Annotated in this window: 12 protein-coding genes and 2 pseudogenes; 10 read left to right on the top strand and 4 right to left on the bottom strand. The window is 69.2% G+C overall.

Annotated features, from left to right (window positions below):
- Nucleotides 1-76: 76 nt before the first annotated feature.
- Nucleotides 77-1,192 carry a fatty acid desaturase family protein gene (locus ACJ512_RS01225; RefSeq protein ID WP_407684947.1) on the bottom strand — a complete coding sequence of 372 codons (1,116 nt, stop codon included), beginning with the start codon at nucleotides 1,190-1,192 and terminating at the stop codon, nucleotides 77-79.
- Nucleotides 1,193-1,209: 17 nt separating this feature from the next.
- Nucleotides 1,210-2,319: a flavin reductase family protein gene (locus ACJ512_RS01220; protein WP_407684948.1), complete on the bottom strand. Its 1,110-nt coding sequence runs from the start codon at nucleotides 2,317-2,319 to the stop codon at nucleotides 1,210-1,212.
- A gap of 70 nt (nucleotides 2,320-2,389) precedes the next feature.
- Here ACJ512_RS01220 and ACJ512_RS01215 point away from each other — a divergent pair, with 70 nt between their 5' ends.
- Nucleotides 2,390-3,064 carry a TetR family transcriptional regulator gene (locus ACJ512_RS01215; protein ID WP_407684949.1) on the top strand — a complete coding sequence of 225 codons (675 nt, stop codon included), beginning with the start codon at nucleotides 2,390-2,392 and terminating at the stop codon, nucleotides 3,062-3,064.
- Between the two features lie 6 nt (nucleotides 3,065-3,070).
- On the opposite strand, the gene ACJ512_RS01210 is transcribed toward ACJ512_RS01215, so the two are convergent.
- On the bottom strand, nucleotides 3,071-3,436 hold the full coding sequence (locus ACJ512_RS01210; RefSeq protein WP_407685005.1) for a hypothetical protein: 366 nt from the start codon (nucleotides 3,434-3,436) through the stop codon (nucleotides 3,071-3,073).
- Nucleotides 3,437-3,551: 115 nt separating this feature from the next.
- Between ACJ512_RS01210 and ACJ512_RS01205 the strand changes: the two genes are divergently transcribed.
- The 4 genes and pseudogenes from ACJ512_RS01205 (at nucleotide 3,552) to ACJ512_RS01190 (ending at nucleotide 8,614) form a co-directional block, all read left to right on the top strand.
- Nucleotides 3,552-4,628, top strand: a complete 1,077-nt coding sequence (locus tag ACJ512_RS01205) for a F420-dependent hydroxymycolic acid dehydrogenase (protein WP_407685006.1) — start codon at nucleotides 3,552-3,554, stop codon at nucleotides 4,626-4,628.
- Nucleotides 4,629-4,710: 82 nt separating this feature from the next.
- A pseudogene (ctaD, locus tag ACJ512_RS01200) lies at nucleotides 4,711-6,422 on the top strand (aa3-type cytochrome oxidase subunit I).
- 59 nt (nucleotides 6,423-6,481) lie between these two features.
- Entirely contained in the window at nucleotides 6,482-7,216 is a 735-nt protein-coding gene (locus ACJ512_RS01195; protein ID WP_407684950.1) for a GAF and ANTAR domain-containing protein, read from the top strand.
- Between the two features lie 63 nt (nucleotides 7,217-7,279).
- Nucleotides 7,280-8,614: an acyl-CoA dehydrogenase family protein gene (locus ACJ512_RS01190; protein WP_407684951.1), complete on the top strand. Its 1,335-nt coding sequence runs from the start codon at nucleotides 7,280-7,282 to the stop codon at nucleotides 8,612-8,614.
- Nucleotides 8,615-8,678: 64 nt separating this feature from the next.
- Here the strand turns inward: ACJ512_RS01190 and ACJ512_RS01185 are convergent, their stop codons facing one another.
- Nucleotides 8,679-9,134 carry a MaoC family dehydratase gene (locus tag ACJ512_RS01185; protein ID WP_407684952.1) on the bottom strand — a complete coding sequence of 152 codons (456 nt, stop codon included), beginning with the start codon at nucleotides 9,132-9,134 and terminating at the stop codon, nucleotides 8,679-8,681.
- 191 nt (nucleotides 9,135-9,325) lie between these two features.
- Here ACJ512_RS01185 and ACJ512_RS01180 point away from each other — a divergent pair, with 191 nt between their 5' ends.
- The 5 genes and pseudogenes from ACJ512_RS01180 (at nucleotide 9,326) to ACJ512_RS01160 (ending at nucleotide 12,123) form a co-directional block, all read left to right on the top strand.
- Nucleotides 9,326-9,499 (top strand): hypothetical protein, encoded by a 174-nt coding sequence (locus tag ACJ512_RS01180; protein WP_407684953.1) that lies wholly within the window; start codon nucleotides 9,326-9,328, stop codon nucleotides 9,497-9,499.
- Between the two features lie 18 nt (nucleotides 9,500-9,517).
- Complete coding sequence (locus tag ACJ512_RS01175; protein WP_407685007.1) at nucleotides 9,518-10,015, top strand: metallophosphoesterase family protein; 498 nt, start codon at nucleotides 9,518-9,520, stop codon at nucleotides 10,013-10,015.
- 18 nt (nucleotides 10,016-10,033) lie between these two features.
- Complete coding sequence (locus ACJ512_RS01170) at nucleotides 10,034-10,495, top strand: MarR family winged helix-turn-helix transcriptional regulator (protein ID WP_407685008.1); 462 nt, start codon at nucleotides 10,034-10,036, stop codon at nucleotides 10,493-10,495.
- The gene (locus tag ACJ512_RS01165; protein ID WP_407684954.1) at nucleotides 10,492-11,316 is read left to right on the top strand and encodes an ATP-binding cassette domain-containing protein; all 825 of its coding nucleotides are present in this window, start codon (nucleotides 10,492-10,494) and stop codon (nucleotides 11,314-11,316) included. Before ACJ512_RS01170 ends, ACJ512_RS01165 begins: the two co-directional genes overlap by 4 nt.
- Nucleotides 11,306-12,123 (top strand): annotated as a pseudogene (locus ACJ512_RS01160) (ABC transporter permease). The gene ACJ512_RS01165 and the pseudogene ACJ512_RS01160 overlap by 11 nt, the downstream one beginning before the upstream one ends.
- Nucleotides 12,124-12,207 lie beyond the last annotated feature (84 nt).

Genomic DNA, 12,207 nt, shown 5'->3' with positions numbered 1-12,207 from the left:
CCGGACCGAATCGAGACTGCGTCCAGTGCTATCCGTTACCGGGCGGGCACGCCGTGGACGCAGGCTCGACGGCCGGTCACGCCGCGACGGGCGCCTGCGCGGCCGGCGAGTCGGCCCGGCCCCTCCCCAGCACCGCATCCGGCAGCGTCAGCCTGACGATCTTGCGGACGACGGTCCCGAACTGGCGCAGCAGCGGACCGCGGTTGTACGGGATGCCGTAGCGCTCGCAGATCTGCTGCACCTCGGGCGCGATCTCGGGGTAGCGGCGGGCCGGCAGGTCCGGGAACAGGTGGTGCTCGATCTGATGCGACAGGTTGCCGGACAGCAGGTGGAAGATCGTGCCGCCGGTGAGGTTCGCCGAGCCGAGGACCTGCCGGAAGTACCACCTGCCGCGGGACTCGTCCTTGGTCTCCTCGATGCTGAACTCCTGTGTGCCGTCCGGGAAGTGGCCGCAGAAGATGATCATGTACGACCACACGTTGCGCATCAGGTTGGCCGAGAGGTTGCCCGCGAAGACGAACGGCGCGAACGGTCCGGCCAGCAACGGGAAGGCGACGTAGTCCTTGAGCGTCTGGCGGCGGGTCTTCTTCCAGATCTCGCGGAGCACCTCGCGCTTGTCGGCAAGCCGGATCTCGCCGGCGCGGATGCGCTCGGTTTCCAGCTCGTGCAGTGCGACGCCGTACTGGAACAACACCATCAGCAGGAACGCGTACAGCGGATTGCCCAGGAAGTAGGGCTCCCACGGCTGGTCCTCGCTCATCCGCAGGATGCCGTAGCCGATGTCGCGGTCCATGCCCACGATGTTGGTGTAGGTGTGGTGCATGTAGTTGTGCGAGTGCCGCCACTGGTCGGCGGGACAGGCGGTGTCCCACTCGAAGGAGCGGCCGGAGATCGCCGGGTCGCGCATCCAGTCGTACTGACCGTGCATGACGTTGTGGCCGATCTCCATGTTGTCGAGGATCTTCGACAGGCCCAGCATCGCGGTGCCGGCCAGCCAGGCCGGCGGGAGCATCCCGGCGAACAGCAGCGCCCGCCCGCCGGCCTCCAGCGCCCGCTGGGCCTTGATGACGCGGCGGATGTAGTCGGCGTCCTCTTGGCCGAGGTCGGCCAGGACGCGGTCCCGGATGGCGTCGAGTTCGCGGCCGAAGGCGTCGGCCTGATCCGGGGTCAGCGTGATCTTGTTCTGTGGCATGGTTTTCCCTCCGGGATCTAGAGCGCGATGTCGACGTCGCCGACCGGGACGGACACGCAGATCTGCACGTCGTCGTCGGGGACGGTCGAGACCGCGCCGGTGACCAGGTTGCGCACGGTGCCGGCGCTCTTGCGCCGCGTGCAGGTGTGGCAGATGCCCATCCGGCATCCGCTGGCCGGCGCCAGGCCGGCCGACTCGGCTTGCTCGAGCAGCGGCCGGCCGTCGTCGACGACGTCGATGGCGCTGTCGGAGAACGTGATTCGCCCACCCGACGGCGTCGCCGGCGCGTCGAGTGCCGGCGGCACGAAGCTCTCGGCGTAGACGTTGTCGCAGTGCTCGCGGACCGCCTCGACCAGGGCCGCCGGGCCGCAGACGAACACCGCGTCCGGTGCCGGCATGGCGGCCGCGAGGTGTTCGGGCCCGCAGCGGCCGACGAGGTCGCCGCCTCCGGACCGGGTGTAGCCGCGCAGCACCCGCACGCCGGGGGGCGGCGCGGCCAGCTCGTCGCGGTAGCACGCCTCCGCTGGGGTGCGGGCGTAGTGGACGAACGCGACCTCGGCACCGGGCGTGTCCGGGTGGCCCTCGGCGACCAGGGTGCGCAGCATCGCCATGACCGGCGTGATGCCGCTGCCGCCGGAGACGAACAGGATTCGCCGCGGCCGCCGGGCCGGCAGGACGAAGTCGCCCCCGACCCCGGACACGCCGACCACCATGCCGCGGCGGGCGCGGTGGTAGAGATAGTTGGACACCAGCCCGCCGTCGTGGCGACCGACCGTCAACTCGAGAGTGGCCGCCCCTTCGGCGTTGGCCGGTGAATAGCAGCGGGTGTGCCGGCGGCCGTCGATCTCGACGGTGAGGTTGACGTACTGACCGGCCTTGACGGCGTGGGCGGTGGTGAAGGTTTCGTTCGGGGCGAGGGTGAGGGTGACGCTGCGCGGAGTCGTCCGCCGGACGTCGACGACCCTGGCGCGGGATTCCCCCCGCGTCCAGGTCGGATCCACCAGCTCGGCGTACCGGTCGACGCCGTGCGGACCGGTGAGCAGGTCGAGCAGATCGGAACCCAGAACTCGCTTCCGGAAAGCCCGGGCGAGGGTCCCACCGGAGGTGTGCGTAGTTTGAGTGAACATGTGTACACAGTGCTACCGGCAGGCCCAGGTAGTCAAGGCCTTCCCGCAGCTCTGTGTTAGGGTTCACACAGTGAACAGCCGTACGCCTGGCTCACGGCCGCGGGGTTCCGGGCGCGAACGCTCCCGCGACAGCCCGTCGCGCGAGGAGCGCAAGGAGGCCACCAGGCGCGCCATCATCGACGCTGCGCTCAAGTTGCTGGGAGACCGCAGCTTCTCCAGCCTGAGCCTGCGCGAGGTCACCCGGAAGGCCGGGATCGTGCCGGCGGCGTTCTACCGTCACTTCGAGTCGATGGAGGCGCTCGGCCTGGTGCTCATCGACGAGTCGTTCCGTTCGCTGCGCGACACGCTGCGCGCGGCGCGCGGCGGCAGGTTCGACCCCAACCGGGTCATCGAGTCGTCCGTCGAGATCCTGATCGCCAGCGTCGCGGACCGCCGCGAGCACTGGCGCTTGATCGGCCGCGAGCGCAACAGCGGGCTGAGCGTGCTGCGCTACGCCATCCGCACCGAGATCCGGCTGATCACCTCGGAGCTGGCCACCGACCTGGCCCGCTTCCCGGGGCTCAACGCGTGGAGCACCGAGGATCTCAACGTGCTGGCCACCTTGTTCGTCAACGCGATGATCGCCATCGCCGAGGCGATCGAGGACGCGCAGAGCGCCGAGGCGCTCGAAGAGATCCGGCGCATCGCCGTCAAACAGCTCAGGATGATCGCCGTCGGCATCGCCGGCTGGCGCAGCAACCCCTGACTCGGCTCATCGCTCGCGCCGGGTGAAGTCCGGAGCGGCGTTCTCGTCGACGACCTCGTAGAGCGACTCGCCGTCCTCGAGGGCGCCGTCGATCTGGCCCCGGTGCGCCCGCCCGGGAGGTTCGTCCGCCACCGGCCCGGTCGCGCCCTCGGGCACGTCGGGACGCTCCTGTGCCAGCCGCTGGTCGAGGGACTCGCCTTCGCGTTCTTCGCGCGCCGTCACGCCGAAGCGGTTCGCCTCGCGCCAGCCCTCGGGCGGGTCGACGACGATGTCGCCGTCGTCGTTGCGCACCTCGTCGGAATCCGTGCCCTCGCTCGGGTTCAGCGTTGCGCCGGGGCCGCCCTCCTCGGGGAAGTCCGCGGGGTCGACCATGTCACCGGCACCGAATTCGCCATCGTCGCTAGCCATACCGAGACGGTTGCCCGAGCCCTCGTCCGTTAAACGCCGCGGCGGGTAGTTTAGTCGGGTGACCGGCATCTAGCGACGCCTGTTCGGGCAGCTGGCCGCCGGGGCGGGCGCGCTCGGCACCGCCGGACTCGCCGCGGGCTGCGGGGAACCGGGCGGCGATCGCGGCGGACCCGCCGGCCCGCCCCCGGCCGCGGCCAAAAGCGTGGGCGTGGTGCTCTCGCACGAGCAGTTCCGCACCGATCAGCTTGTGGCGCAAGCCAAGGCGGCCGAGCGGGGCGGCTTCGGATACGTGTGGGCCAGCGACCACATCCAGCCATGGCAGGACAACGAGGGCCACTCGATGTTTCCCTGGCTGACCCTGGCCCTGGTGGGAAACGCCACCAGGGCCATCTCCTTCGGCACCGGAGTGACCTGCCCCAGTTACCGCTACGACCCCGCCGTCGTGGCCCAGGCCTTCGCCTCGCTGGCGGTGCTCAGTCCGGGGCGCGTGTTCCTGGGACTGGGCACCGGCGAACGGCTCAACGAGCAGGCCGCCACCAACCAGTTCGGCCCCTACGCCGAGCGCCACGACCGGTTGCTCGAAGCCATCGAACTGATCCGCCAGCTGTGGAGCGGTTCACGGATCTCTTTTGCCGGCAAATACTTTCAGACGAACTCGTTGAAGCTCTACGACCTGCCGCCGACGCCGCCGCCGATCTTCGTGGCGGCCAGCGGCCCCAAGAGCGCGACCCTGGCCGGCCGTTACGGCGACGGGTGGATCGGCCAGGCCCGCGACGTCACCAACCCCCGGCTGACCGCCGCATTCGCCGCGGGCGCGCGGGCCGCCGGTCGCGACGCCGCCACCCTGGGCAAGCGCGCCGAGATGTTCGCCGTCGTCGGGGACAAGGACCAGGCCACCCGGGCCGCGGTCCTGTGGCGGTTCACCGCCGGGGCCGTCGACCAGCCCAACCCCGTCGAGATCCAGCGCGCCGCCGAGTCCAACCCCATCGACAAGGTGCTCGCCGACTGGACCGTCGGCATCGACCCGGCGCCCCACATCGCCGCCGCGCAAACGGTTCTCGACGCCGGCGCCGTCCCGTTCCTGCACTTCCCCCAGGAAGATCCGGTCACCGCCATCGACTTCTATTCCTCCCGCGTCCTGCCCGAGCTGCACTGAGGTCGCTCGTTTGAGGCGGCACCCCCGGGTATCCGCACCCGGACGGACGACTGGCCCGGGACGCCGCGGCGGGGAGGATCGCATGGTCGCAGAAGTCGAACTGGTACGCGTGCCGGAGGCGCGGCGGCCCTTCTCCCCGCGCGGCCGATCGCTGGGCGGCTGGGTGCTGAGCCTGGTCAGCACGACCGATCACAAGATCATCGGGCAGATGTACCTGGTGACCACGTTCGGCTTCTTCGTGATCGGCGGCCTGCTGGCGTTGCTGTTGCGCGCCGAGCTGGCCGCGCCGGGGCTGCAGTTCTTGTCCAACGAGCAGTACAACCAGCTGTTCACCGTGCACGGCACGCTGATGCTGTTGCTGTACGCCACCCCGTGGTGTTCGGCTTCGCCAATGTCGTTCTGCCGCTGCAGATCGGCGCACCCGACGTCGCGTTCCCCCGGCTCAACGCGTTCTCGTACTGGTTGTTTCTGTTCGGCGGACTGATCGTCGTCTCCGGCTTCATCACCCCGGGCGGCGCAGCCGATTTCGGGTGGACGGCCTACACCCCGCTGTCCAACTCCGTCCACTCGCCGGGGGCCGGCGGCGACCTGTGGGCGGCCGGACTCATCGTGTCCGGGCTGGGCACCATCCTGGCGGCGGTCAACATGGTCACCACGATCGTGTGCCTGCGCGCCCCGGGCATGACGATGTTCCGGCTGCCCATCTTCACCTGGAACATTCTGGCCACCTCCGTGCTGATCTTTCTCGCCTTCCCGGTGCTCACGGCGGCGCTGTTCGGGCTGCTCGCCGATCGCAATCTCGGTGCTCACGTCTACGATCCCGCCAACGGCGGCCCGCTGCTGTGGCAGCACCTGTTCTGGCTCTTCGGCCATCCCGAGGTCTACATCGTGGCGTTGCCGTTCTTCGGGGTCGTCACCGAAATCTTCCCGGTCCTCGCGCGCAAACCCACGTTCGGTTACGTCGGGCTGGTCTTCGCGACGTGGTCCAGCGTCTTGCTGTCCGCCTCGGTGTGGGCGCACCACATGTTCGCCACCGGCGCGGTGCTGCTGCCGTTCTTCTCGTTCATGAGCTACCTGATCGCGGTGCCGACCGGGATCAAGTTCTTCAACTGGATCGGCACGATGTGGAAGGGCCAGTTGACGTTCGAGACGCCGATGCTGTTCTCGTTCGGCTTTCTGGTCACGTTCCTGCTCGGGGGCATGACGGGTGTGAGACTGGCCAGCCCGCCGCTCGACTTCCACGTCCACGACACGTATTTCGTGGTCGCGCACTTCCACTACGTATTGTTCGGGACCATCGTGTTCTCGACTTTCGCCGGGATCTACTTCTGGTTCCCGAAGATGACCGGCCGGTTGCTCGACGAGCGGCTGGGCAAGCTGCAGTTCTGGCTGACGTTCATCGGCTTCAACACGACGTTTTTGGTGCAACACTGGCTCGGCGACATGGGCATGCCGCGCCGCTACGCCGACTACCTGTCCACTGACGGGTTCCAGCCGCTCAACGTCGTCTCGACGATCGGCGCGTTCATCCTGGGCGTGTCGATGATCCCGTTCGTGTGGAACGTCTTTCGCAGCTATCGCTACGGCGAACCGGTAACCGTGGACGACCCCTGGGGTTACGGCAAGGCGCTGGAATGGGCCACCAGTTACCCGCCGCCGCGGCACAACTTCACCGAGTTGCCCCGGATCCGCTCGCAGCGTCCGGCGTTCGAATTGCACTACCCGCACATGATCGAGCGCATCCGCGAGGAGATGCACGTCAGCGCCTTCGGTAAGGAGCACTCCAGCGATTGAGCGGCAGTGCCCCGTCGCGCCGGAAGTGCCCACGGTCGCCGGTCGCTACGCTGGATGTCATGTCGGATGAACAACGCGGGGAATCCGATGCCCCCGAGCCCACCGACCCGGAATCCAGACACGAGCTGGCCTTGAGGATGGCCGAATTGGCCCGCACGCTCACCGTCACCCGCCCGGTCGAGCACACCCTCGAAGAGGTCACCGACGCCGCGACGCAGATGATCCCGGGGGCCGACGCCGTCGGGGTGCTGCTGGTGAAAAGGGGCGGGGATTTCGAATCCGTGGCAGGCACCCACGAGGTGGTCGGCGAGCTCGACGAGCTGCAGATCACCTTCGGCGAGGGGCCCTGCGACGAGGCCGCCCTGCACGAAACGATCGTGCGCAGCGACGATCTGCGCGCCGAGACGCGCTGGCCGCGGTTCGCGCCGGGCGCCGTGCAGCATGGGGTGCTGCGCGCCCTGTCGTTCAAGCTGTACACCTCGGACCGGACCGCCGGGGCGCTGAACGTGTTCGGCTTCACCGCCGGTGCGTGGGAGCCCGAGGTCGAGACCGTCGGCTCGGTGCTGGCCGCGCACGCCGCGGCGGCGATCCTGGCCGGGCGGCACGCGGAGCAGATGCTGACCGCGCTGTCCACCAGGGACCGCATCGGCCAGGCCAAGGGCATCATCATGGAGCGCTACGGCGTGGACGACATCCGCGCCTTCCAGATGCTGCGGCAGCTCTCCCAGGAGGGACAGATGAAGCTGGCCGCCATCGCCCAGCGCGTCGTAGAGACCCGCCGCGACCGCCACTGAGGCCGGGTGGCGGCGGCCCCACCGCCGGGTCGCTGCCTCTACGATGATGGGACTCCATCAACGATGCCGGTGCGGCGCGGCACCGGGGAACGGCTGGCGACGGTGTGGGACTTCGAAACGGACCCGGAATACCAGGCGAAGCTCGACTGGGTCGAAAAGTTCATGGTCGACGAACTCGAACCGCTCGACCTGGTCGCCCTGGATCCCTACGACAAGAAGAACCCCGAGACGATGGCGGTTCTGCGGCCGCTGCAGCAGCAGGTCAAGAACCAGGGTCTGTGGGCCGCGCACCTGCGGCCCGAACTCGGCGGTCAGGGCTTCGGCCAGGTCAAGCTCGCGCTGCTCAACGAGATCCTCGGGCGCTCGCGGTGGGCGCCGTCGGTGTTCGGCTGCCAGGCGCCCGACTCCGGCAATGCCGAGATCCTGGCGCTGTTCGGCACCGACGAGCAGAAGGCCCGCTACCTGCAACCCCTGCTCGACGGGGAGATCACGTCCTGCTACTCGATGACCGAACCGCAGGGCGGTTCGGACCCCGGGCAGTTCGTCACCGCCGCCACCCGCGACGGTGACGACTGGGTCATCAACGGGGAGAAGTGGTTTTCCACCAACGCCAAGCACGCATCCTTCTTCATCGTCATGGCCGTCACCAATCCCGAGTCGCGCACCTACGACAAGATGTCGCTGTTCATCGTCCCCGCCGAGACACCGGGCATCGAGATCGTGCGCAACGTCGGCGTGGGCGCCGAATCGTCCAAGCGAGCCAGCCACGGCTACGTCCGCTACCACGACGTCCGGGTCCCGGCCGATCATGTGCTGGGCGGCGAGGGCCAGGCGTTCATGATCGCGCAGACCCGGCTGGGCGGTGGCCGCATCCATCATGCGATGCGGACGATCGCGTTGGCGCGCAGCGCATTCGACATGATGTGCGAGCGCGCGGTGTCCCGCAAGACACGGCACGGCCGGCTCGCCGACTTCCAGATGACCCAGGAGAAGATCGCCGACAGCTGGATCCAGATCGAACAGTTCCGGCTGCTGGTACTGCGCACGGCCTGGCTGATCGACAAGCACCACGACTACCAGAAGGTGCGCCGCGACATCGCCGCCGTCAAAGTCGCCATGCCGCAGGTGTTGCACGACGTCGCCCAGCGGGCCCTGCACCTGCACGGCGCGCTCGGCGTCTCCGACGAGATGCCGTTCGTCAAGATGCTGGTGGCCGCCGAGTCACTGGGCATCGCCGACGGCGCCACCGAGTTGCACAAGATGACGGTCGCCCGCCGCACGCTGCGCGAATACCAGCCGGTGACAACACCTTTCCCGTCCGCGCACATACCGACCCGGCGCGCCGAGGCGCAGGCCCGCCTGGCCGAACGCCTGGAGCACTCGATCGCCGAGTTCTGACCCCACGCCGGCTTGGTGTCTTCTGCTCGCCGAGATGCTGCCGAGATGGTCGGCCGCCGGTCCGTCAGGTGATGTAGCGGACGATGCTCTCGGCCACGCACGCCGGCTTGGGCGAGCCCTCGATCTCGACGGTGGTCGACACCGTCGCCTGCGCGGCGCCGTCGCCCAGGTCGTCGACGCTGACCAGTGAGCTCTGCGCGCGTACGCGGGAACCCACCGGGACCGGGGCCGGAAAGCGAACCTTGTTGAGGCCGTAGTTGATTGCGAGCTTGATGCCCTTGACCGTGTACATCTGGTGCTGCAACCGCGGCAGCAGCGCCAGGGTCATGAACCCGTGGGCGATGGTGGTGCCGAACGGCCCGGCGGCCGCGCGTTCGGGGTCGACGTGGATCCACTGGTGGTCGCCGGTCGCGTCGGCGAACAGGTTGACGTCCTCCTGGGTGATCGTCACCCAGTCGCTCTGCCCGATCGTCTCCCCCGTCGCGGCGGCGAGGTCGGCTACTGATTCGAAGGTGCGCATGCGGTGTCCTCCTTGGGTCCGGGTGGTAACAATAGCGCCGGATCGGGGCATGTTTGTCCGGGGGTCGCGGGGGTGGTCGCCGGGGGACGGCGCATGGCATCGCCGGCGCGACTTCCTACCGCTGTAGCCGAGCGCGGTTTGCCGGGCACCGTCACGGGAACCCAGGAGCAAACAGCGAAAGGACCCCGCACATGCCTGAATCCAAGGGCCACAAGGCCGAATCCGACGTCGAGCCCGAAACCCACGAGTCGCGCTCGCGCGCCGGCCGCGGGGACGAGGACGGCACGTACGTCGGCCAGACCAGCCCCGACGACTCGCTCGACGTCGGCGAGACCGGAGCCGAAGCCCGCGCCAACGAGAAGTAGCTGGTGCAAGATGGGGCGGTGCGGCTGCTGCTCATCGCCGATACCCACCTCCCGCGGCGCGGGCACGACCTGCCCGCCCGGGTGTGGGACGAGGTCGCCGCGGCCGACGTCGTCGTCCACGCCGGCGACTGGACGAGCGTCGAACTGCTCGACGAGCTGGAGAACCGGTCCGCGCGCCTGCTGGCGTGCTGGGGCAACAACGACGGAGCGCGGTTGCGCGCGCGGCTGCCCGAGCGTGCCGACGCGGTGCTCGACGGCCTGCGCGTCACCGTGGTCCACGAGACGGGCGCCGCGGCTGGGCGGGAGGCCCGGATGTCGCGGCTCTACCCCGACAGCAACGTGCTGGTGTTCGGCCACAGCCACATCCCCTGGGACACCACGACGGCTTCCGGCCTGCGGCTGCTCAACCCCGGCTCGCCGACCGACCGCCGTCGCCAACCCCACTGCACGTACATGACCGCGACCGCGGCCGGCGGCGCCCTGACCAGCGTCAACCTCCACGCGCTTGAAAGATAGCTTCCCTAAAGAGGTATTATCGGCCGGGTGACACCCCGCTCCGAGCTCGCCGCCGACGTGACCCGTGCCGTCGGCCGGTTCCGCCGCCACCTGCGCCGCTCCGCCGGGACCGGCTACGCTCCCGGGCAACTGTCGGAGTCCCAGGCCGAACTGCTGCGGCTGATCGCGAGGCGGCCGGGGATCTCGGTCAACGAGGCCGCCGCCGAACTCGGCCTGGTGCCCAACACCGCCTCCACCCTGGTGTCGAAGCTGGTCGGTGCGGGGTTGCTGGACCGCCACGTCGATCCCCGTGACCGGCGCGTCGGCCGGCTGCACCTGGCCGAACCGGCCCAGCAGGTCATGGACGCCTCGGCCGCGGCCAGGCGCGCCCTGGTCGCCGAGTTGCTCGACAAGCTCGACGACACCGAAATCGCTGCGCTGGCCAAGGGTTTGGCGGTTCTGGAGAGGCTGACCACGATGCTGCAGGAGAAATCGATATGAGCGCGCCCGACATCATGGCGATCGACTGCCGCAACCTCACCTGCCGCTACGGGGACTTCACCGCCGTCGACGGCCTGAGCCTGCAGGTGCGGCCCGGCGAGACCATGGGACTGCTCGGCCCCAACGGTGCCGGCAAGACGACGGTGGTGCGGGTGCTGACCACCCTCACGCCCGTGCGGCACGGCGAGCTGCACATGTTCGGGCTCGACGCGCGCACCCAGGCCGTCGACATACGCAGCAACATCGGCTATGTGCCGCAACAGCTTTCGATCGAGCCGGCGCTGACGGGCCGGCAGAACGTGGCCTGGTTCGCGCGGTTGTACGGTGTGGCCCGCGCCGAGCGGACGGAGCGCGTCGACCAGGCGCTGCAGGCCATGCGGTTGCTCGACGTCGCCGACCGGCCCGCAGCCACCTACTCCGGGGGCATGGTGCGCCGACTGGAGGTGGCCCAGGCGCTGGTCAACCGCCCGTCGCTGCTGGTGCTCGACGAACCGACCGTCGGGCTGGATCCGATCGCCCGCGACGGCGTCTGGACACAGGTGCGGCACCTGCAGGCCGAGTTCGGCATGACCGTGCTGCTGACCACCCACTACATGGAGGAGGCCGACGCGCTGTGCGACCGCGTCGCGCTGATGCACCGCGGGGTGTTGCAGGCGGTGGGCACGCCCGGCGGGCTTAAGTCGGCCTTGTCCCCGCAGGCCACGCTCGAGGACGTTTTCCGCCACCACGCGGCCACCGGATTGTCCCGGGACACCACCGAATCGGGCACGTCCCTTCGCGAAATCCAGTCCCGCAGAAAGGTTGCCGGCCGTGTCGCTTGACCAGCAGGCCCCCGCGTGGCTGCTGCGCGCGCCGCGCGGATGGCAACGAGTCGCCGCGACATGGGGCAACGTGGGCGCCTTCGCGATCGTGGAACTGCAGAAGCTGCGGCACGACCGCACCGAACTGCTCACCCGGACGGTGCAACCGGCGCTGTGGCTGCTGATCTTCGGCACCACGTTCAGCCACCTGCGCGTCATCGACACCGGGCCGGTGTCCTACCTGGCCTTCCTGGCGCCGGGGATCATCGCCCAGTCGGCGCTGTTCATCTCGATCTTCTATGGGATACAGATCATCTGGGACCGCGACGCCGGTGTCCTGGCCAAGCTCATGGCGACTCCGGCGCCCGCGTCGGCGCTGATCGCCGGCAAGGCGTTCGCGGCCGGGGTGCGCTCGGTCGCCCAGGTGATCGGGGTGCTGGTGTTGGCCTACGCGATGCGCGTCGGGCTGACCGTCAATCCGCTGCGGATCCTGGCGGCGATGGGCGTCGTCATGCTCGGCGCCGCGTTCTTCGCGTGCCTGTCGATGACGCTGGCCGGGCTGGTCCGGAGCCGCGATCGCCTGATGGGCATCGGCCAGGCCATCACCATGCCCTTGTTCTTCGCGTCAACGCGCTGTACCCGATCAACGTGATGCCCGGGTGGCTGCATGCGCTGAGCGTCGTCAACCCGTTGAGCTACGAAGTGAACGCCCTGCGGGCGCTGCTGATCGGCGCGCCGTTCGACCTCCTGGACCTCGTCGTGCTGTTCGTAGCGCCGGTGCTCGGAATCGTCACGGCGGCAACGCTGTTGCGCCGCCTCGTCGCCTAGGCTCGCTTGGCCGTACCGGCCGCATTCGGCGGCGCGCCGGAACAACCCGATAACCAATCGTGACCTGACCGAGACGATTCCGGC

Source organism: Mycobacterium cajalii (assembly GCF_045809005.2).
Lineage (GTDB): Bacteria > Actinomycetota > Actinomycetes > Mycobacteriales > Mycobacteriaceae > Mycobacterium.
Note: the sequence above shows the minus strand (reverse complement) of the source record. Positions and strands in the feature narration are given on the sequence as shown.